A 20075-nucleotide genomic window follows, 5' to 3' on the forward strand; every position below is an offset into this window, starting at 1 on the left:
GACGTTCGCGGTGTCGCGGTACGCGGCGGTGTCGTCGGGGGTGGACGGCGGCCCCCCGCGCCCGGGTGTCGTCACCGGTGCCCCGCGCCGGTGCGGCCGATGGTGTGCGGGTGCGCGGGGCGGGGGTCGCGGGGAGTGTGGGGACGCGGGGTACGGGGCAGACACGTGGTGTCGGGAATGAGAGGAAATGTCATAGGAGATGTGTCACTTAGGGACGTAAGTCCCTAGATCCCTGTCGGAAGCCCTGAGGATTGGTGTCTACTGGCCTTGCCAGCGCCCACCCGTTCGGGAGGAACAGCATGCCCCCCTCCGTTTCGATTCTGCAGCAGATCGGCCTCGGCGTGCTCCTGGTCGTCGTGGTCCTGTGGACCGTCGGACTGGTCAGACTGACGCGGCGGGACGAGCACGAGGACGCGGCCGGGCGGCCGGCGCCCCGCCGCTCGCGGGACCTGCTCGGTTCGGTGCCCCGGCAGACCGGCCCCGGCGGGCCGGCCTCGGAGAGCGTCGAGCTGAGCGCCGCCGAGCGGGAGGCGTTCGAGGGGCTCGTACGGCAGCTCACCAGCCGCAGTTGAGGCCCGCCCGGCGCGCCGGGCGGACCGGCCGCCGCTCAGCGCACCGGGCCCAGTTTCAGCAACGCCAGTGACGCCAGCATCTGGACGGACACCGCCGCCGCCGACTTGTGGGTCGGCAGGTGGTGCTGACCACGTATCAGCAGCACCGCGAGGAAGTAGCCGAACCCCCACGTCGTCCAGGTCGCGGCCTGGACGAAGGTGGAACTGGCCGGCAGCCAGGACGCGATGCCCAGCCGCGGCAGGTCCGTCACCCAGAACAGCACGATGAACAGGCTCGCGGTCGGCGCGAAGCGGCCGTTGCCGCCCAGCGTCCGCGCTATGGCGTGGGTGACCGCCCCCAGGGCGAGGCTGGCCGTCAGCACGCCCGCCTCGGCCATGGCGGCCAGTTGGAGCGCCGCCGTGCGGTCGGCCGCCCACTGCGCCCGGAACGCGTCCACGGACACGATCCCGATACCGCCGCTGATCAGGCACAGCAGCGCCGCCGCACTCCATGCGCTGCGGTCCCGGGCCTCGTCGAAGACGTCCACCGGCCGGTACCAGAGCCCGAATATCAGCCGGTGCCACCACAGTCGGCGGCGCCGTTCGGGCTCGCGCCGGGCGGGTGCCGGCTCGCGCGGCGGCGGCTGGACCAGCGTGGGCGGCGGGGGTTGGGGGCCCGGCTGTGACGGAGGAGGGGAGGGGGGCGGCGATGCGGACATACGGCCGTTTCTACCACCGGCCAATTCGGGGCGGCGCGGGGGCGTCGGGCGGGAGGCGGTGGCGGCGGATGAGACGCTCGGCCGGTGAGTCTTCAGACACCGGATCACGACGAGGCGCACGGCGCCGGGCTCGGCAGTCGGCTCAACTGGCTGCGGGCGGCGGTCCTCGGGGCCAACGACGGGGTGGTCTCGACGGCGGGACTGGTCGTCGGTGTCGCCGGGGCGACCGATGCGCGGGGCGCGTTGCTGACGGCGGGGCTCGCGGGGCTGCTCGCCGGGTCCCTGTCGATGGCGGCCGGCGAGTACGTGTCGGTCTCCACGCAGCGTGACTCGGAGAAGGCCGCGTTGGCGCTGGAGAAGCGGGAGCTGGCGGCGGAGCCGCAGGCCGAACTCGTCGAGCTGACCGAGCTGCTGGAGGGCAAGGGGCTCAACCGGCAGCTGGCCCGGGAGGTGGCCGAGCAGCTCACCGAGTACGACGCGCTGCGGGCGCACGCGGAGGTGGAGCTGGGCATCGACCCCGACCAGCTCACCAACCCCTGGCACGCGGCGGGGGCGAGCTTCCTGGCCTTCACGGTGGGGGCGTTGCTGCCGTTGCTGGCGATCGTGCTTCCTGGGGCCGGGCAGCGGCTGTGGATCACGGTGGTGGCGGTGCTCACGGCGCTGGCGCTGTGCGGGTGGAGCAGCGCCCGGCTGGGGGCGGCCCCCGTGGGGCGGGCGATCGGGCGCAATGTGGCGGGAGGTGCGCTGGCGATGGGCGTGACGTACGCGGCGGGGACGCTGCTGGGGGCGGTCGGGGTGTGACGGCGGGACCCGGCCGGCGCCGCCGCCGGTGGGCGGGTCCCGGCCGCCGGGTCAGGTCCTGTAGAGGTCCGGGTACGACGGGAAGACGCCGCCGGGGCCGTCCACCGAGTCAGCGGCCAGTACGGCGTTGACGACGGCCCGGGTGAGCACGTCGGCGCCGGCGCCGAGGACCTCGTCCAGCGCCAGGGCCTCCAGGTGCGGGCCGAACACCGGGTCGGCCGGGCCCTCCGCCGAGGTGAGCGGGCGGGCGGCGGTGGAGAGGGCGAAGACCGTGTCGCCGTCGGCGAGGAGGTGCACCGGGCGTATGGCGCGGGCCAGGCCGTCGTGGGCGCTGCCGGCGAGCTTGTGGGCCTGGGCGCGGGTGAGGGCGGCGTCGGTGGCGACCACGGCGAGGGTGGTGTTGAGGGGCGGGCGGACCGAGCCGGCGGAACGGGCCGCGGAGGCCGCTTCGGCGTCCGCCAGGCGGCGTTGGGCGGCGGCGTGGACGTCGAGGGCGGGGAGCGCGTCCCACGCCTCGTACAGGCGGCCGTAGAGCGCTCCGGTGCGGGGGTCGGCCACGGAGCCCGCGGCGTTGACCGCGGCCAGCGCGGCGACCGTGGCACCGGAGGGCAGGACCGCGCTCGCGGTGCCGACGCCGCCCTTGAGGCCGCCCGCGACGGCGCCCGTGCCGGCGCCGGTGTTGCCCTGGGCGACGGGGGATCCGGGGGCCGTACGGGCGGCGGCCTCGGCTGCCGCGCGGCCCAGGGCGGCGTCGGGGCGGGCCCGCCACGCGCCGCCGCGGCCCAGGTCGAAGAGGGCGGCGGCGGGGACGACGGGGACGACCTGGGCGGGGTCCGGGCCGACGCGGAAGCCGCGGCCCCGGTCCTCCAGCCAGCCGGCGACACCCGACGCGGCGTCAAGTCCGAAGGCGGAGCCGCCGGTCAGGACGACGGCCTCGACGCGCTGGACGAGGTTGCGGGGGTCGAGGGCGTCGGTCTCCCGGGTGCCCGGACCGCCGCCGCGGACGTCGACTGCCGCGACGACGCCGCCTTCCGGGGCGAGGACGACGGTGGTGCCGGTGAGCCAGCCGTCGCCGGTGCGCTGGGCGTGGCCGACCCGCAGGCCGTGGACGTCGGTCAGTGCGTCATGCGGTCCCCGGGGGTGCGGTGCGCCCCCGGCCCCCTGGTGCTGCCGGGCGTCGGTCATGGGGAATGCGTACCACGCGCCGCGCGGTCAGTGGCCGGCCGGGCCCATCACGACGACCGGGTGCAGCGCCGGGTCGAGGGTGCGCAGCAGTTGGCGCATCACCTCGGGCTTGAGGCTGACGCAGCCCTGGGTGGGGCCGTCGTGGTCGACGTGCAGCCAGACGCCGCCGCCCCGCGCGTCGCCCAGGGGCCGCCGGCCGTCGAGCGGGGAGGAGCCCGGGACGCGGTTGTAGTTGATGGCGATGACGTAGTCGAAGGCGCCGGCCAGCGGCTCGCCCTCGACGCCGGTGCCGTGGGCGACGAAGCTGTCGTTGTGGTCGTAGGGGAGCTTGGTGCCCGCCGGGGCAGGGAGCCGGCCGCCGGCGTCGGTGAGGGTGTAGACGCCCTGGGGGGAGCGCAGATCGCCGTAGCGGTGGTCGTCGGTCCAGCCGTGCGCGGCGTTGTGCGCGGTCCAGACGGGGCTGGGCTCCCAGATGTCCGCGCCCTCTTCGCGGGTGTAGAGGACGACCCTGGAGTCGTAGGAGTCGGGGCTCTTGCCGGTGACGACCAGGACCTGGCGGGTGTCGGCCGGTATGCGCTTGCGGGTGGCGTCGCTCAGTTCCGGGATGGCGCGCAGGCCGCCGGCATCGGGGGCCGTGTGCCGGTCGGCGACGGTGTGCGGGCCGGCCACCGCCTGGAGCGCGCCGCTCTTCGCGTCCGGCCGGCTGTTGTGGTCGTCGCCCGAGGCCGGCCAGGCCCACAGGGCGGTGCCGACGAGGGTGGAGACGGCAAGGCCGCTCACGGCCTTGCTGCGCCGGGACAGTCTCTTGCGCGCGCGGGACTGAGCGTGGCGGGCGGCCATGTCTGGCGTCTCCTCAGGTGCGGACGGGTGAACGGCCCGTGGGCCGTCCAAGGAGGGGATCCGCGGGCAGCCCAGGTATAAAAAGGGCAATCTGCACCCTACCGCGTTCCCGTGGTGCCGCTTCCGCCGATCCAGGTGAACGGTAGAGGGCAGGAGGATGCCGTCGTGAACCGGCGGGGCCTTTGGTGGGGGAATGAGGGGATTGGGGAGTGGTGTTGCCCACAGGTGCCCGCGGGGGCGGTGTCGCGGCGCTCTCCGAAGATGGCCGGAATGTGTGCCAAGTGCCGCTATTGCGCGACGAGTTGAGGATCGGCCGGGCGGCGGTGTCGCGTTCGTCACGTGCCGCGCCGGCGTCCCGCGGGGGCGGGTGCCGCGTACGGCCGTTCGGCACGCTAAAGGGGGACGGTGCGACGGGCCGGTGCCCCTCACGTCCGCGACCGGGATCGGCCGACCGGCGGCCGGCTACTCCTCCTCCAGGGCAGCGCCCTGTCGGGCCGTCAGGGTGACGCCCACCGCGACCGCGGCCGCCGCCACCCCACCCGCCGCCGGCACGGCCCCGTGTCCGGCGAACGTGCACGCCAGGACCAGCACGGCGGCCACCGGCAGCACCAGCTGCTGGGCCGGGCCGCGCTTCTGGTGCCGGGAGTGGATCAGCCACACCGTGGCCATGTACAGCGCGCCCGGCACGGTGACGCAGGCGGCCGCCGCGAACGCCGACAGGTGCGCCGTGCCGACCGACTCCTCCACCGCGACCTCGATGCCCGCGCCGATCGCCGCGGCCGAGCCGAACACCAGGTAGTGGCCGTAGCCCCAGAGGAACGCCTGGCGGCTGGAGCGCAGGTGGAGATGGATGGGGACCGCGAAGTAGATCCAGTACGCGGCGAAGACCAGCAGCAGGCCGCCGGCCGCGATCGGCAGCAGCACGCCCGGCTCCTCGTGCGCGTCCAGCGCCGACTGCACCGCCACGGTCGCCGCCGAGACCGTCTCGCCCAGCACGATGATGGTGAACAGGCCGTAGCGCTCGGCGATGTGGTGCGGATGCCAGCTCGTCCGCCGGTCCCGTTCGGCCAGCGCCGGCACCGACAGCTCCAGCAGGCCCATCACCACGAACACCCAGGGGGCGTCGCCGGCGGGCAGGAACAGCAGGGCCAGCCAGCCGATCTGGCAGGCCGTCACGCCGGCCGCGTACCGCAGCGCGGTACGCCGTTCGGTCCCCCGCGCGCCGTGCGCGGCGCGCAGCCACTGGGTGACCATGGCCAGCCGCATCACCAGGTAGCCGAACCAGACGGCGTGGAAGTCGCCGGCCGTGAAGGCGCGTGGGATGCCCGCGGCGAGGACCAGCACACCGGCGATCTGGACCAGGGTCACCACCCGGTACAGCACGTCGTCGGTGTCGTACGCCGACGAGAACCAGCTGAAGTTGACCCACGCCCACCAGACGGCGAAGAACAGCATCAGGTAGCCGACGATGCCGTGGCCGGGGTGCCCCTCGGCGAGGTCGTGCACCAGCCGGCGGCCCGCCTGGGCGATCGCCACGACGAAGCAGAGGTCGAAGAACAGCTCCAGCGGGGTGGCGGCGCGGTGCGCCTCGTCCCGGCTGCGCTCGCGCATCAGGACCGTCACGTCAGGCCAGTACCTCTCGTCGGCGCCTCCGGTGGGGTGGGATCAGTACAGCGCGGGCCGACGGGCGCGGCGGCGATACGGGGACGCGGCGTGTCGTGCGCGCGGGGTGCCGCGCGGGCCTGCCGCGCGGCACCCCGCGTCGCTCCAGGGCAGCCGCCGCATCCCCGCGTGGCGGCCGCCCCGCTACTCCGGGACCGCCTCCACGATCGACGGGAACGCCGGCGTCGGCAGCACCCGGGTCAGACGGAAGCCGCTGTCCGACAGCAGCGAGGCGAAGTCGTCGGCGTTGCGCTCCTTGCCGTCCAGGAGCGCCAGCACCGCGACGTCCAGCGTCTTGCCGAAGTGCGGGGCGTTGCCGGGCGGCAGCACGCAGTCGACGATCAGGAGGCGGCTGCCGGCGGCCGTCGCGGCGCGGCAGCTGCGCAGGATGCGGCGGCAGGCGCCGTCCGGCCAGTCGTGCAGGACGTGCTGGAGGACGTAGAGGTCGCCGCCCTCGGGGACCGCCGTGAAGAAGTCGCCCTCCCGGGTCTGCCAGCGGTCCTTGAGGTCGTCGCAGTCCAGCAGGTGGTGCGCCAGCGGCGGTGCCTGGTCGAACAGGACGCCGGTCAGCTGCGGATGGCGGCGCAGCACGGCCCGCAGCAGCCCGCCGCGGCCTCCGCCGACGTCGACGACGGTGCCGGTCTCGGGGAACGGGTACGCGGCGGCCACCGCCTCGTCCACCGGGGCGGCCAGCGCCGACATGCCGTCGTCGAACAGCTCCCGCTTGGCCGGATCCGACGCCAGATGCCTGAAGAGCGGCGCGCCGAAGACCCGCTCGAAGGCCGCGCCCCCGTCCCGTACCGCCTCGGGCAGCCCGGCCGAGGTGCGCAGGTAGAGGTCGTCGGTGGTGAGCAGCACGGCGGTGTGCAGGGAGTCGGGGACGTCGGTGCGCAGCGGTCTGGCGGCCGGCGTGAGCTGGTAGGCGCCCGAGGCGTCCTCGCGGAAGATGCCGCGGGCGGCGAGGTAGCGCAGCACGCGGCGCAGGTGCGGGGCGTGGGTGTCGGTGGCGGCGGCGAGCTGTTCGGGGGTGCGCGGGCCCGCGGCGAGGTGGTCGGCGATGCGGTACTGGGCGGCGGTGCGCAGCGCTGCGGAGAGGAGATGCCCCATGGCCTGGTCCATGAGGTGGGTCGCGATGTCGGCGGGTTCGCCCGCCGGCCGGGTCGGTGGAATGGCCAACGTCAGCCTCCGGTCGTCGGCTCGGTCATGCGGCGCTGCACGGTCGCAGGCGTGGTGATCCACGGTTGCAGGCGGGGGCGGTGGTGTCACGGGGCGAGGGGTGGCAATCCGCCAACTCCGGTCGGCCGAGGGCGGATCCGGCGGGGCGCCCGCCGAGGCGCGGACGTGCCGCGGAGCGAGACGGGGGCTGACCGCGGCGGCGGCCCGTGGTCGAATGCCCGGTATGAGCGACAGTGACAGCAGCGACAACAGTGGCCCGTCCTTTCCCGCCTCCGTCCTGGAACCGCTCGAAGCCCGCCTCGCGGACCTCGTGGCGCTCTACGAAGACCTCCACCGGCACCCGGAACTCGGGTTCCAGGAGACCCGTACGGCCGCGGAGGCCGCCCGCCGGCTGACCGCGTACGGCTACGACGTCACGACCGGCATCGGCGTCACCGGCGTCGCCGGCGTGCTGCGCAACGGGCCGGGCCCGGTGGTCCTGCTGCGGGCCGACATGGACGCGCTGCCGGTGGCCGAGCAGTCCGGGCTGCCGTACGCCTCCACCGTCCCGGGCCGGATGCACGCCTGCGGGCACGACGTCCATGTGACCTGCCTGCTGGGCGCCGCGGATCTGCTCGCGGCGGGCCGCGACCGCTGGTCGGGCACCCTGGTGGTCGTCTTCCAGCCCGCCGAGGAGGTCGGCAGCGGCGCCCGCGCGATGCTGGACGACGGCCTCTACAGCAAGGAGCTGGTGCCCACGCCGGACGTGGTGCTGGCGCAGCATGTCGCCCCGTTCGCCGCGGGGCTGATCGCTTACTGCCCGGGGGCCTGCATGGCCGCGGCCGACAGCCTGGAGATCACCTTCCACGGCACCGGCGGCCACGGCTCGCGGCCGGAGACGACCGTCGACCCGATCCTCATGGCGGCGGCGTTCGTGCAGCGGGTGCAGTCGGTGGTGGCGCGGGAGATCGCGGCCAAGGAGCAGGCGGTGGTCACCGTCGGCTCGTTCCACGCCGGGGACACCGCCAACGTGATCCCCGACCGGGCCGTCGTACGGCTCAGCGTGCGCAGCTTCGACGAGGCGGTGCGGACCGCGGTGCTGGCCGCGATCGACCGGATCGCGCGCGCCGAGGCGGCGGCGTCCGGCGCCGGGCGGGAGCCGGAGACGGTGGTGCTGGACTCCTTCCCGGTGACCGTCAACGACGCCGTCACGCTCCGGAAGGTCAACGAGGGCTTCGCCGAACTCTTCGGCGAGCAGCGGGTGTTCGCGTACGCGCCGGCGACCGGCAGCGAGGACGCGGGACTGCTGGCGACCGCCGCCGAGGCGCCGCTGTACTACTGGTGGCTGGGCGGCTGGAACCCGGAGGAGTTCCACACCGCGCTGGCGGCCGGGCGGCTCTCCCGGGACATCCCCTCCAACCACTCACCGCACTTCGTCCCGGTCGTGCAGCCCACGCTCACCATGGGCGTCCAGGCGCTGACGGCCGCCGCGCTGAACCAACTGGAACGTCCCTAGGGGGTCCTCCACGGGCCGGCGCGGGCCCGGTCCGCGGTGTCACCGATGCCGGGGCGTCCCCCTTTGACCTTGTCCCTGGGGGAAGCCCCAGCATCGGTGGCGCCGGGCGAGGAGCCCGGTACGAGGAACCACCAGGAACACGGCGGGTCCCCGCGAGCCACGGCGGCCGGGCCCGCGGACGGGGAGTGCATGGACGGGGAGCTGCTGACGATCGGGGCGTTCGCACGGGCGTCCCGGCTCTCGCCGAAGGCGCTGCGCCTCTACGACGAGCTGGGCCTGCTGCCCCCCGTCCACGTCGACCCGCACAGCGGCTACCGCCACTACGCCCCGGCCCAGCTGGAGCGCGCCCGGCTGGTCGCCTGGCTGCGCCGGCTCGGCATGCCGCTGGCCCGCATCCGCGAGGTGTGCGAGCTGGCACCGGGCGCGGCGGCCCGCGCGGTCGCCGCCTACTGGGCGCAGGCCGAGGCCGATGTCGCCGCCCGCCGGGACCTGGCCGCCTTCCTCGTCGACCAGCTGGAGAGGGAGAACACCGCCATGACCGCACCCGAGACCCCTTCGACGCCGCTGACGATGCGCGTCGCCGCCCTGACCGACCGCGGGCTGGTCCGCCCCGCCAACCAGGACGCGGCGTACGCCGGTTCGCGCCTGCTGGCGGTCGCCGACGGCTACGGCCCCCGCGGCGGCCCGGCCGCCACCGCCGCCGTCGAGGCGCTGAAGGTCCTGGAGGACCAGGACCTGACCTCGGCCGACCTGCCGGCCGCCCTGGAGGAGGCGGCCCGCCGCGCCCACCGCGCCGCCCCGTCGGCCGAGGCGTCCGGCAGCACCCTCACCGCCCTGCTGCGCTCCGGTTCGCGGCTGGGGCTGCTGCACATCGGCGACTCCCGCGCCTATGTGCTGCGGGACTCCGGGCTCTTCTGCGTCACCCACGACCACAGCGTGGTCCAGTCCCTGATCGACGAGGGCCGACTGACCCCCGAGGAGGCCGCCTCGCATCCGCAACGCGCCCTGCTGCTGCGGTCGTTGGAGGGCGGTGCGGACTTCGCTCCGGACCTCCAGCTCCTGGAGGCGCACCCCGGCGAGCGCTATCTGCTGTGCACCGACGGCCTGGCCGGCGTCGTACCCACCGAGACGATCCAGGAGGTGCTGGCCGGCGCGGCCACCCCGCAGCAGGCGGTGGCGGAACTGGTCCGCCACGCCCATGAGGCGGGCGCTCCGGACAACGTGGGGTGCGCGGTGGGGGAGGTGGCGGCGGCCGCCTGACGGACGGCGGTGGCGAAGGGCCCGCACCCGGTTACGGGTGCGGGCCCTGCCGCGGGGGGCGGCGCCCGGCGCCTGCGCCCTGCCGCCCCTCTCGCCTAGGCCCGGCCCTTCAGCATCCCCTGGAAATAGAGCTGGGGCAGGCCGTAGCGCTTGAGGAACCACATGTCGGTGCGTTCGCGGGTGGTGTCGAGGAACGGGAACGACGGCGCGGGGCGCAGGTCGTAGTCGAACTCGGCCAGCAGCATCTTGTGCCGGGCGGTGACGAGCGGACAGGACGTGTACCCGTCGTACCGGGCGGTGGCGGGGCGCCCGCGCAGCCCCGCCAGGAGATTGCCGACCAGCACCGGGGCCTGCTTGCGGATGGCGGCACCGGTCTTGGAGGTCGGCAGGTTGGCGACGTCGCCCAGGACGAACACCTCGGGGAAGTCGGGGTGCTGGAGGGTCTGCGGGTCGGCCTTGACGTACCCGTAGGGGGACGCGGGGTCGGCCAGCGGGCCGTCGGCGAGCCACCGGGGGGCGCGCTGCGGCGGGACGGCGTGCAGCAGGTCGTAGCGGACCGTCTCGGCCGTGCCGGTGGCGTGATCGGTGAGTTCCGCCTCGCGCGCAGCCCCGTCCAGGCGGGTCAGCTCGGTCTGCAGCCGCACCTCGATGCCGTAGCGGCGCGCGGTCTGCTCCAGCGCGCGGGCGAAGACCGGCACCTTGAAGAGGGAGGACTCCGGCAGCGCGAGGACCGGACGGATCGCGCCCAGCACACCGCGCTTGCGCCAGTAGTCCGCCGCCAGATACGCGATCTTCTGCGGGGCGCCGCCGCACTTGACCGGACCCGACGGCATCGTGAACACCGCGGTGCCGCGCCGCATCCGGCGGATCAACTCCCAGGTGTACGGGGCGAGATCGGGGCGGTAGTTGCTGCTCACACCGTCGTGCCCGACGGCCGCTGCCAGGCCCGGCACGCCGTCCCAGTCGAGGCTCAGGCCCGGCGCGAGGACCAGCCGCCCGTAGGACAGGACCCGGCCGGTGGCGGTGGTGACCGTACGGGCCGCCGGATCGACGGCGGTGGCGCGCTCGCGCAGCCAGCGTACGCCGGGCGGGATGACCTCCGCCTCGGTGCGCAGCGCGGCGCGCAGCGGGGCCTGGCCGCCGCCGACCAGGGTCCACAGCGGCTGGTACCAGTGCGTGTCGGAGGGCTCCAGCAGCGCGATGTCGCGGAGGCCGGCGCGGCGTAAACGGGCGGCGACCGTGATGCCCGCGGTACCGCCGCCGATGATCAGGATCTGGTGGTGGGCGGAGGCCCTCGTTCCGGCCGCGGGGGCGGCGGACGGAGCCGGTTCGGCTGCGGGGTGGGTCATGGGTCTCTCCTGCGGGCTTATAGGGGATGGGAGTTGGGGGTTCGGGGACGGGGGTCAGAGGTTGGGCACGGTGGTGGCCGCCATCGTGACGGCGAGGACGGCGACGAGCGCGGCGAAGGCCGTGGTCAGGGTCTGCGCGGGGAGGCGGGCGGCGAGGCGGTTGCCGAGGTGGCTGCCGGCCGCGGCGCAGGCCGCGAGCGCGGCCAGCAGGGGCCAGTCCAGCGCGCCGGTACCGGCCCGAGTGGCCAGCGCGGCCGCCGAGTTGATGAGGATCACCAGGAGCGAGGTGCCGATGGCGACCGGCATCTCCAGTCCGAGGACGAGGGTCAGGGCCGGGACGACGACGAAGCCGCCGCCCACCCCGAAGAATCCGGTGAGCAGCCCCACGGAGGACGCGGTCACGGCGGTTCGGAGGGGGCGCGCGGTGGCGCGGGGGGCGGGCGCGACGGGCGTGACGGGAGCGGTGGGCGCGACGCGGGCGCCGGCGGCCGGTGCGGGAGCGGAGCCGGGCGCCCCGGGGGTGCGGCGGGTGCGGCGGGAACGGTGCCATAAGGGCACGGCTCCCGACCGACGCCCCGCCTCCCGTATGCCCCGCGCAACGCGGGCTCCCCGGGGCCGACTTGTCTCCCCGGCCTCCCCGGCCTCCCGCGAGCCCCGTGATCCCCGCGCCCCCCGAACGCCCCGGAGCAGCATCCCCGCCGCCACCACCAGCATCAGCCCGGAGAACGCCGCCATCAGGACCTTGGGGTCCAGCGCCGCGCTCCACCGCGAGCCGGCGTAACTGCCCGCCGTGCCCAGCGCGCCGAACACCACGCCGGCCGCCCAGCGGACCCGGCCCGCGCGGGCGTGGCACACCAGGCCGGTGACGGCGCCGACCGCGACCACCACCAGGGCGCCCGCGGTGGCCTCATGGGGCGACTGGCCCAGCAGATAGACCAGGGCGGGCACGGCCAGCACCGAACCGCCGCCGCCCAGCGCGCCCAGCAGCAGACCGATCAGCAGGCCGCAGGGCAGCGCCGTGACGGCTATGGCGACGGACACGGCGGCTACGCGGACGGACACGCCGCGCGCGGCGCCAACGCGACGGCCCGGCTGTCGCCCGACCACTCGGCGACGAACGTGAAGCGGTCACCCCGCACCACCGTCTCCCGCCACTCCACCGGCCGCTCCCCGGCCCGCCCGACGCGCTCGATGGCGAACGCCGGCTCACGGTCGGCCAGTCCGAGCAGCCACGCCTGCCGGATGTCCGGCAGGAACGGGGCGATCCGCTCCCGCCCCCCGTCGACCTTCACCCCGCAGCGCGCCGACAACTCCCCGTAGAGGGAGGTGTGCCCGAAGTCGGCGTCCAGAAGGGGCTCGGCGACCTCGGCGGGCAGATACGCGGTGTCGTGGGCGAGCGGCTCGCCGTCCGCGAGCCGCAGCCGCTCCAGTACGACCAGGGGCGCGTCGGGGATCAGCCCCAGATGGCCGGCGACCGTACCGTCCGCGGTCCGCTCCAGCCGCAGCACCTCGCTGCGCTGCTCCACACCTTGGCCCTCCAACTCGCGGAAGAGGCTGTAGAGGGAGCCGAGCGGCTGCTGTATGCGGCGGGTGTCCAGGCGGCTGGCGCGCCCGCGCTCGGCGATCACCAGGCCGTCGGCGCGCAGCCTGCGCAGCGCCTCGCGGACGGTGTGCCGGCTGACCTCGTACTCGCCCGTCAGCCGGTGCTCGGCCGGGAACTCCTCGGTGAACGCGCCGGCTTCCATCCGGCGGCGCAGATCGGCGAAGAGCTGCGCCCAGAGGGGCAGCGGCGAGCGCCGGTCCAGGGGGCGCGGGCCGTGCGGGTCGGGCCGGCCGTGCGCGCCCGGCTGCTCGGGCTCGGTCGTCATGTCGGTTCCTTTGCCAGGGGTTTGCGGGACGGTCCGGCTTGTCGCCCGCCATCCGGACGCGGGAGGGCTCGGCTTGTCGCCCGCCGTCCGGATACTTAATGTACGTACATCCGTGCATCCGCACAACGCGTCGGCCTGCACGGTGCATTCATCCGCCACCCACCGCCCACGGGCACCGCGCCCCCAGGAGGCCGACCGTGCACTTCGCGCAGTACTACCTCGACTGCCTGTCCCAGGCGTCGTACCTGATCGGCGATCAGAACAGCGGCCGCGCGGTACTCGTCGACCCACGCCGCGACATCGACGAATACCTCGCCGACGCCGACGCGGCCGGCCTGCGCATCGAACTCGTCGTCGAGACGCACATTCACGCCGACTTCCTCTCCGGTCACCTGGAGGCGGCGCGGGCGACCGGCGCCGCCATCGCCTTCGGTGAAGCCGCCGAAACCGGCTTCCCCATAAGGCGGTTACGCGACGGCGAACGCATCTTCCTCGGCACCGGACCCGGTTCCGGGGACGGCTCGGGGAAAGGTGCCGCGGACGGCTTCGCGGACGGCTTCGCGGACGGCTCCGGGGTCACCCTGACCGTCCTCGCCACCCCCGGGCACACCCCCGAGTCCATCTGCCTGGTCGTCCGGGAAAACCCCGAAGACGCCGTACCGTTCGGCGTCCTGACCGGCGACACCCTCTTCGTCGGCGACGTCGGCCGCCCCGACCTGCTCTCCGCCGCCGGCCACTCCCCGCACGACATGGCCGCAAGGCTCCACCACTCCCTGCACACCAAACTGCTGACCCTCCCGGACGCCACCCGGATCTTCCCCGCCCACGGCGCCGGTTCGGCCTGCGGACGCAGCCTGTCCACCGAGACCAGCTCGACCATCGGCGACCAGCGCCGCCTCAACTACGCCCTCCAGCCCATGCCGCAGGCCGAGTTCGTCCGCCTGGTCACCGCCGAACAGCCCGCCACACCCGGCTACTTCGCCCACGACGCGGCCCTCAACCGCGACGGCCACCCCCTGCGGGAACCCGCACCCCCGGCCGCCCTCACCCTGGACGAAGCCCTCGCCGCCCGCGACGACCACGGCGCCGTCCTCCTCGACTGCCGCCCGCCCGCCGCCTACACCCGCGCCCACCTCGCCGGCTCGCTGCACACCGGCCTGGACACCCGGTTCGCGGAGTACGCCGGCAGCGTCGTCGCCCCCGGCACCCCCATCGTGCTGCTCGCCGACCCCGGCACCGAGGACGAAGCCCGCCTCCGCCTCGCCCGGATCGGCTACGACCGCGTCCTCGGCCACCTCCCCGACCCGGCACGGGTACTGGCGGACGCGCCGCAGCTCACCCGCCGCAGCCACCGCGTACGGATCGACGAACTCCTCGGGCGACTGCCCCTGGACCCCGCGGACGGCGGCCAGTTGATCGACGTCCGCAACCCGGCCGAATACGCCGCGGGCGCACTGCCCGGCGCCCGCAACATCCCGCTCGCGGCGCTCCCCGACCGCATCGACGAACTCGACCCGGACCGCCCGGTCGTCCTCTACTGCCGCAGCGGAAACCGGTCGGTGATCGCGGCGGCCCTGCTGGAGGCCCGGGGATTCGACGAGGTGAGCGACGTGGCGGGGGGATGCGGGGTGGTGGGGGCCGGGTGAGGGGGTGATGGAGTGATGCGGTGACGGGCGGGGGGCCGGGAGCCGGTCCGGGGCGGGGCGGGGGCGTATCAGGGGTGGCGGCAGGCCAGGTCCCGTCACCGATTCGTCCGCCCCGCCGGCGCCACCGCTGTCGCCGCGACCACACACACCGCCGCCGGCACGACGGGCGATGGGAGGGCGGACGAGGCGAGGGCGGACGATGCGACGGTGGGCGGTGCGACGGCGGGCGACGGCAGCGCCCCGCCGACCGCCGCCCCTGCCGCTCCCGTCCCCCCGGCTGTCCCCCCCGGCCGTCCCCATGAGGGACAGCCCCAGCCCCGCCGTCACCGTCAGCACGGCCTTGGTGACCCCCGACGCCTCGCCCGCGCGCTCCCGGCGCACCACCGCCTGAGTGCCCGTCAGGGCCAGTGCGCCCGCCACGCCCAGCGCCGCCGCGGCCCCCGTCGATGCCGCCAGCAGCGCGGGCGTACCCGTGACGGACCCGACCGCCCACAACGCGCCCCCGGAGACGGCCAGGCACAGCGCCATCACCAGCACGGCCGCCCCGGGACGCACCCGCCCGGCCAGCGGGCCCCCGACGGCCAACGCCGCGGCCGGCGCCAGAAACGCCGCCCCGGCGGCCGGCACGGACCACCCGTGCCCCTGCTGGAGCGCCGTCGGAACCACGTACAGCAGCGCCACCGTCGCCGAGTTGGCGACCGCACCGGCCGCCGTCAGTGCCACGTACGGGCGGTTGCGGAACAGCCCGAGGTCCACCAGAGGCGCCGGGGCGCGCCGCTCGGCCCGTACGAACAGCGCGCCCAGCAGCAGCGCACCGCTCACTCGGCCCCACACCGCGCCGTGCTCCGGCAACCCGGCCAGGCACACCAGGGCGCCGGTCGCGGTGACCGCGCCGGTGATGTCCAGCGGCCGGCCCGCGGCAGCCGCGTCCCGCGACTCGGCCGCCCGGCGCGCGCACAGCGCGGTGGCCGCGGCGAGGGGCACCGTCAGCCAGAAAACGGCGCGCCAGGACGCGGCCCCGGCCAGCGCGCCCCCGACGAACGGGCCGCAGACGGTGCCCAGACCGGCCAGCCCCAGCGCCCGCCCGGTCGCTCGGCGCCCGCCCTCCGGCGGGCAGGCGTTGGTGAGCAGCGCCAGCCCGGAGGGCATGACCAGCGCCCCGCCCGCACCCTGCACCACCCGCGCCGCCACCAGGAACGCCATCGAGGGCGCCACCGCGCAGAGACCTGCGCTCACACCGAAGAGCACCGCTCCCAGTACCAGCATCCGCCGTCGCCCATAGAGGTCGGCGAGCCGCCCGGCGACCGGCATCAGCGCCCCGGCGGCAAGCAGATAGCCGCTGACCACCCCCGCCGCCAGGCCTCCGCTCCCGCCCCCGCCCCCGTCCCCGGGACCTCCCAGGTCAGCACGGAGCACCGGCAGCACCAGATTCAGCGCGAAGGAGTCCAACTGGACGCAGAAGGATCCGGTGGCCAGAGCCGCGAGCGCCCAACGGGCCTGCGGCGGCAGGCCGTTGTCCGGAGGTACGGGCACGGGGTCCGCCTTTCACACGTACGGAAGCACGAAGAGGAAGGAACGCGCGAAGGGATGCGAAACGCGCGAAGGAATGCGAAATGCGTGAAGGAACGCGAGACGAGGGGGATGAAGTGCACCGGAGAGGGGCAGGAAGAGGCGGGAGGTCCGCAGGGACCCACTCGCGGCGCCGGTCATCCGGCGCCCGCTGCCGCGGGGCGCGAGAGGGAAACGGGGAAGGCGCGGCGCGCAAACGGGGCGGCGAAGGCGCGAAGGAGTAAAGGAGCGGCGTCAGCCGACGTCGATGCGTCGCGCAGCCGCGGCGGCGCCCGGACACGGCACCGTACAGCGGACGTTCAGCGATCGTTGATCGCTGCTCTCCATGCTGATCGGCATGTTGCGCCGTGTGACCTCAGAGCATGCAGATGACGCCCCGGATGTGCAAGGCCGGGACGCGTCGCGGATCGCCCTCACCTGGAACGGGGAGCCGGGCCGCCTGGAGGAGCTGACACACGGCATGCTCCTGGACCAGGCCGAACGGGCGGCAGCCGCGCTCGCCCGACTCGGCGTACGCGCCGGCGACAAGGTCGCCGTGCATCTGCCGCTGGTGCCCGAGTCGGTGATCGCCACCCTCGCCTGCGGCCGACTGGACGCGATACGGACCACGCTTCCGGTCTCGCTCACGGTGCCCGAACTGGTCGCGCGCACCCGGGAGTCGGACGCCCGGGTACTCATCACCGCCGACGCCGCGTTCTGGGACGGCGCGGTACGCCCGGTGAAGGCGGTGCTGGACCACGCGCTGGCACGGGGCGCGGCCACGGACGCGAACCGGCAGCGGCGGACCGTGCTGGTGGTGAACCGGTGCTCGCGGCCGGTGTCCTGGCAGCCGGGGCGCGACAAGTGGTGGCACGAGGCACTCGCCGAAGGCTGAGCCACCGCAGGCCACCCCCACGCCCTGCCTGCACTCCGCACTCTCACTCCCCTACCTCGCAAAAGGGGCTATTCGCATCAAACCCACCTAGCGTGGGGCACGTGCCACAGCCAACCGACGAGGTCCCGCCCGCACCCCCTGCCCCGGCCCAACCGCCAGCGGAATTACCACCGCAAACCCGGTCGGCCACCCGCGCACCCCTCGTCGCCACGGCCCTCGCACCCCCGCTGACCGCCGCTCCCTCCCCGGGCGGCCCCCCACCACACAACGCCGGCGCCCCACTGCCCCCAACGCCGAGACCTCCGCAGCCACCGCGACCCGCGCCGCCGCCTCCTTCATCTCAGCGATGGCTTACTCCTTCCTCTTCGTCTTCTTCCTCCCTCTTCGTCTTCTTCCTCTCCCTGTTCCTCGTCTCCGTCGGCGCCCACGCCTTCCGCCCCTCCGCCGCCGGCTTCGGCCGCACCATCCGGTACCGCTGCAGCGTCCGGCCCGCGCTCTCGCCGCCCGCGGCCCTTCGCGACGCGGTGGGAGCTCTTTGCTCTCCGGGGAAGGCCCCCGCAAGGCCCCCACCAACCCACCCCGGACGGCCACCTCGACTCACCTGGGTTCCCTGGCATGCCGCGGCTCCCTGGTCTGCATGGGTTTCCCCGGCTTGTCGGGTTGCCGGGGCTTCCTCGGCCTCCTCGGCCTCCTCGGCCGGATGAAGCTCCACGGCCTCGTACTCGCGGCCGTGACCGCCTCCCTCGTGGTCCAGGCCCTGCCGTAGTGGAGGCCCCGCCCGTGGTCCAGCCCCGCCCGCGGTTCAGGCCCCGCCGGTGGTCCAGGCCCCGCCGGTGGTCCAGGCCCCTGTAGTCCCTCACGCCAAGGACGGCAGACGACTCGCCACGGAGTTCGCCCCGGGGGCCCGCCCCCGCCCCGCCCCCGCCCCGCCCCCTCCCGCACCCCCCCAGGAGCCGTTCACCCCGCCCCCGCCCCCCGCCTCCGCCCAGAAAGCCCGAGCCCCATGTCCGACCGCCCAAGCGATCACCATCGCTCGCACCACCCCCATCCCCTCCCCGGCACCGACCGCAGCCGCCCCGTCAGCCGGAACCGCGCCGAGCACGGCCCCCCGACCCGTCCGCACAATGTCAATCGCCCGCACCCGATACCCACCCACGACAGGGGCGCCTAGAGGGCTCCGAGGGCGCGGAGGGCGCCAAAGCCCACCGCCGCGGTCCGTACCCCCCCCCCGCGGCCGCCCGGTCCTCCGTGTTCTGCTCGCCCGTACCCTGAGGGGGTGAGCACCACGCCCGAACCCGAAACGGCTTCCCCGGAGGGAGCGCCCGAGAGCCAGGCCGAGAGCCAGGCCGAGGCCCCTACGTCGGCTCCCGCGAGCGCGCCCGGGGTGAGTCCGGCGCCGCGGGGTGCGGCAGCTCTGATCTTCGACGATCCGCTGAGCCGGCAGTCCTCGGACGACACCGACCGCGGCTGGGGGGAGCGCCCCGCGTCCAGGGACAGCGCGGCCGATCTCGCCCGCTTCCTCGACGAAAAGCCGCCCCACCACCTCTGAGCGAGGCGACGGGGCGGCGTGTGCCGGTCGTAGCGCCCGCTAGTGCTGCGTCTTCTGGCTGATGATGGTGCCCGCCGCCGAGGCCGCGCCCGGTGCCGTGGAGGTGCCGTTGCGCTGGGCGACCAGAGCGTCGCGGATCTCGGTGAGCAGCTCGATCTCGGTGGGGGCCGCCGGGGTGCCGTCGGCCGGCTTCTTCGCGTCCTGGCGGGCCTTCCACTTGTTCATCGGAAGGATCATGAGGAAGTAGACGACCGCCGCGGTGATCAGGAACGTCAGCGCCGCGCTGAGCACCGAGCCCCACAGGATGTAGATGCCGTCGGTGAACTGGCCGGTCTTCTTGTCCACGCTGCACGTGGTCAGGCACGCCTGGTAGTTGTCGAGGTTCTTGGAGCCGAGCGCGCCCACGATCGGGTTGATGACGCCCTTGACCACCGAGGTGACGATGCTCGTGAACGCCGCACCGACCACGACCGCCACCGCGAGTTCGATGACGTTGCCGCGCATCAGGAATTCCCTGAATCCCTGGAGGACGCCCTTGCTCTCGCCCTTTTTCTCGCTCACCTGACAGCCTCTTTCCACGCTTGCTCTGGACGGTGCACCGACGATCGGCACCGCAACTTACGGCAGGGCGGGGCAGGGATGTCCAATCGCGCAACACGAACCGGCGATCGACCGGCGCGTCAGTGCGGATCCGGGCGACTTGGCCGCGGTTCGTGCGGGGACGGGCTGTGGGGCGGTGGGCCGTAGGGGGTGGATGAGCCCGCGGTGGGGTTCGTCGTACGGCGTCCGGAACGGCCGTCCCGGTGGCGTTGGGAGCCGCCGTCACGCCGGTCGTCGGTTCGGCGATCGCGACGGCGAGGGGTTCGGCGGTGTCGATAGCGGCGTCGGTATCGGTGGTGCGGACGCGCTCCCGTAAGAGGCGCGCGGGTGCCCCGCCACCCGGAGAAGTTTTCCGTGCGTCGGGCGGGGACGCCACTCGATCTTCGGGCGGAACCGGCGGGACGGACATGATCACCGACCTCCGGCCGGTGCCGGCGCCGCGGGGCAGGCGGGCGCGGGGGCGGCTCGTACGGGCCCGTTCGATACGCCGGTGGCCAGTGCTGCCGCGGTGATCGCGAGGGCGGCGGTAAGCAGGCTCCGGCGGTGGGCCCGCCGCCACCGGCTGCCGGCGCCGGCCACCCGTACCGGCGGGAAGTGCGGCACTTCACATCGCGGGGGAGTGGGGAGCGGGGGAGCCGGGAGGGGCGGAGGGGTGACTGCCGGATCGAGGGTGGGGACGCGTGGGTCGGGGGACGGACGGGGCATGGTGATCACCGCCTGCGGTGGGGAGTCGGCTTCCCGGACCCGCCGTTCGGGCCCGGTGAACATCACCGTGCCGCATTCCGCCGCCGCCCGCTCCGGGCTGTGGACAGCCCCGGGATTGTGGACAACTCCGTCACCCGCCCACCGGGCTGCCCCCGGCTACCGGGCTACCCGGCTGCTTCCCCCCCCGGGTCACCGGGCCGCTTCGGTCACCCGCCCGGCCGGTCAC

General features: G+C 74.9%; 17 protein-coding genes and 1 pseudogene. 8 read left to right on the forward strand and 10 right to left on the reverse strand.

Annotated features, from left to right (window positions below):
- Window positions 1–299 precede the first annotated feature (299 nt).
- Complete coding sequence (locus tag GR130_RS03365) at window positions 300–572, forward strand: hypothetical protein (protein ID WP_159503314.1); 273 nt, start codon at window positions 300–302, stop codon at window positions 570–572.
- 35 nt (window positions 573–607) lie between these two features.
- On the opposite strand, the gene GR130_RS03370 is transcribed toward GR130_RS03365, so the two are convergent.
- Window positions 608–1270, reverse strand: a complete 663-nt coding sequence (locus GR130_RS03370) for a YIP1 family protein (RefSeq protein WP_268977852.1) — start codon at window positions 1268–1270, stop codon at window positions 608–610.
- An 84-nt stretch (window positions 1271–1354) separates the two neighbouring features.
- On the opposite strand from GR130_RS03370, the gene GR130_RS03375 reads away from it, so the two are divergent.
- Window positions 1355–2071, forward strand: coding sequence for a VIT1/CCC1 transporter family protein (locus tag GR130_RS03375; protein WP_159503315.1), 717 nt, complete (start codon window positions 1355–1357; stop codon window positions 2069–2071).
- 51 nt (window positions 2072–2122) lie between these two features.
- On the opposite strand, the gene GR130_RS03380 is transcribed toward GR130_RS03375, so the two are convergent.
- The 4 genes from GR130_RS03380 to GR130_RS03395 all read right to left on the reverse strand — a co-directional run bounded on the left by GR130_RS03380 (window position 2123) and on the right by GR130_RS03395 (window position 6934).
- Window positions 2123–3256, reverse strand: coding sequence for a P1 family peptidase (locus tag GR130_RS03380; protein WP_159503316.1), 1134 nt, complete (start codon window positions 3254–3256; stop codon window positions 2123–2125).
- Window positions 3257–3283: 27 nt separating this feature from the next.
- The gene (locus GR130_RS03385) at window positions 3284–4096 is read right to left on the reverse strand and encodes a L,D-transpeptidase family protein (RefSeq protein WP_159503317.1); all 813 of its coding nucleotides are present in this window, start codon (window positions 4094–4096) and stop codon (window positions 3284–3286) included.
- Between the two features lie 462 nt (window positions 4097–4558).
- A complete protein-coding gene (locus GR130_RS03390; RefSeq protein WP_159503318.1) occupies window positions 4559–5719 on the reverse strand; it encodes a low temperature requirement protein A in 1161 nt (386 codons plus the stop codon).
- Window positions 5720–5902: 183 nt separating this feature from the next.
- Entirely contained in the window at window positions 5903–6934 is a 1032-nt protein-coding gene (locus tag GR130_RS03395) for a methyltransferase (protein WP_159503319.1), read from the reverse strand.
- Window positions 6935–7157: 223 nt separating this feature from the next.
- Between GR130_RS03395 and GR130_RS03400 the strand changes: the two genes are divergently transcribed.
- Both GR130_RS03400 and GR130_RS03405 read left to right on the forward strand, forming a co-directional pair.
- On the forward strand, window positions 7158–8429 hold the full coding sequence (locus GR130_RS03400) for an amidohydrolase (protein ID WP_159503320.1): 1272 nt from the start codon (window positions 7158–7160) through the stop codon (window positions 8427–8429).
- A gap of 189 nt (window positions 8430–8618) precedes the next feature.
- Complete coding sequence (locus GR130_RS03405) at window positions 8619–9689, forward strand: MerR family transcriptional regulator (RefSeq protein ID WP_159503321.1); 1071 nt, start codon at window positions 8619–8621, stop codon at window positions 9687–9689.
- 95 nt (window positions 9690–9784) lie between these two features.
- Here the strand turns inward: GR130_RS03405 and GR130_RS03410 are convergent, their stop codons facing one another.
- From GR130_RS03410 to GR130_RS03420, 3 genes are read right to left on the reverse strand one after another with little or no spacing between them, the layout of a single operon-like run.
- Window positions 9785–11038, reverse strand: coding sequence for an NAD(P)/FAD-dependent oxidoreductase (locus tag GR130_RS03410; protein WP_159503322.1), 1254 nt, complete (start codon window positions 11036–11038; stop codon window positions 9785–9787).
- A 54-nt stretch (window positions 11039–11092) separates the two neighbouring features.
- A complete protein-coding gene (locus GR130_RS03415) occupies window positions 11093–12079 on the reverse strand; it encodes a sulfite exporter TauE/SafE family protein (RefSeq protein WP_236572762.1) in 987 nt (328 codons plus the stop codon).
- Between the two features lie 5 nt (window positions 12080–12084).
- Window positions 12085–12906, reverse strand: coding sequence for a GntR family transcriptional regulator (locus GR130_RS03420; protein ID WP_159503323.1), 822 nt, complete (start codon window positions 12904–12906; stop codon window positions 12085–12087).
- A gap of 197 nt (window positions 12907–13103) precedes the next feature.
- On the opposite strand from GR130_RS03420, the gene GR130_RS03425 reads away from it, so the two are divergent.
- A complete protein-coding gene (locus tag GR130_RS03425) occupies window positions 13104–14552 on the forward strand; it encodes an MBL fold metallo-hydrolase (RefSeq protein WP_159503324.1) in 1449 nt (482 codons plus the stop codon).
- A 369-nt stretch (window positions 14553–14921) separates the two neighbouring features.
- Here GR130_RS03425 and GR130_RS03430 read toward each other — a convergent pair.
- Window positions 14922–16085 (reverse strand): annotated as a pseudogene (locus GR130_RS03430) (MFS transporter); the annotation flags it as partial.
- A 385-nt stretch (window positions 16086–16470) separates the two neighbouring features.
- Between GR130_RS03430 and GR130_RS03435 the strand changes: the two are divergent.
- The 3 genes from GR130_RS03435 to GR130_RS03440 all read left to right on the forward strand — a co-directional run bounded on the left by GR130_RS03435 (window position 16471) and on the right by GR130_RS03440 (window position 18544).
- Entirely contained in the window at window positions 16471–16995 is a 525-nt protein-coding gene (locus tag GR130_RS03435; protein ID WP_236572765.1) for an AMP-binding protein, read from the forward strand.
- Between the two features lie 637 nt (window positions 16996–17632).
- Window positions 17633–17761: a hypothetical protein gene (locus tag GR130_RS41260; protein WP_268977853.1), complete on the forward strand. Its 129-nt coding sequence runs from the start codon at window positions 17633–17635 to the stop codon at window positions 17759–17761.
- A 510-nt stretch (window positions 17762–18271) separates the two neighbouring features.
- Window positions 18272–18544: a hypothetical protein gene (locus GR130_RS03440; protein WP_159503326.1), complete on the forward strand. Its 273-nt coding sequence runs from the start codon at window positions 18272–18274 to the stop codon at window positions 18542–18544.
- 39 nt (window positions 18545–18583) lie between these two features.
- On the opposite strand, the gene GR130_RS03445 is transcribed toward GR130_RS03440, so the two are convergent.
- Entirely contained in the window at window positions 18584–19048 is a 465-nt protein-coding gene (locus tag GR130_RS03445) for a large conductance mechanosensitive channel protein MscL (RefSeq protein ID WP_236573900.1), read from the reverse strand.
- Window positions 19049–20075 lie beyond the last annotated feature (1027 nt).

The organism is Streptomyces sp. GS7 (assembly GCF_009834125.1).
GTDB lineage: Bacteria > Actinomycetota > Actinomycetes > Streptomycetales > Streptomycetaceae > Streptomyces.

What these genes read in the sequence shown, in the direction of transcription:
- GR130_RS03365 (WP_159503314.1), top strand. Translation starts at nt 300, where the DNA reads ATGCCCCCCTCCGTTTCGATTCTGCAGCAGATCGGCCTCGGCGTGCTC.
- GR130_RS03370 (WP_268977852.1), bottom strand. Translation starts at nt 1,270, where the DNA reads ATGTCCGCATCGCCGCCCCCCTCCCCTCCTCCGTCACAGCCGGGCCCC.
- GR130_RS03380 (WP_159503316.1), bottom strand. Translation starts at nt 3,256, where the DNA reads ATGACCGACGCCCGGCAGCACCAGGGGGCCGGGGGCGCACCGCACCCC.
- GR130_RS03385 (WP_159503317.1), bottom strand. Translation starts at nt 4,096, where the DNA reads ATGGCCGCCCGCCACGCTCAGTCCCGCGCGCGCAAGAGACTGTCCCGG.
- GR130_RS03400 (WP_159503320.1), top strand. Translation starts at nt 7,158, where the DNA reads ATGAGCGACAGTGACAGCAGCGACAACAGTGGCCCGTCCTTTCCCGCC.
- GR130_RS03405 (WP_159503321.1), top strand. Translation starts at nt 8,619, where the DNA reads ATGGACGGGGAGCTGCTGACGATCGGGGCGTTCGCACGGGCGTCCCGG.
- GR130_RS03410 (WP_159503322.1), bottom strand. Translation starts at nt 11,038, where the DNA reads ATGACCCACCCCGCAGCCGAACCGGCTCCGTCCGCCGCCCCCGCGGCC.
- GR130_RS03420 (WP_159503323.1), bottom strand. Translation starts at nt 12,906, where the DNA reads ATGACGACCGAGCCCGAGCAGCCGGGCGCGCACGGCCGGCCCGACCCG.
- GR130_RS41260 (WP_268977853.1), top strand. Translation starts at nt 17,633, where the DNA reads ATGGGTTTCCCCGGCTTGTCGGGTTGCCGGGGCTTCCTCGGCCTCCTC.
- GR130_RS03445 (WP_236573900.1), bottom strand. Translation starts at nt 19,048, where the DNA reads ATGCGCGGCAACGTCATCGAACTCGCGGTGGCGGTCGTGGTCGGTGCG.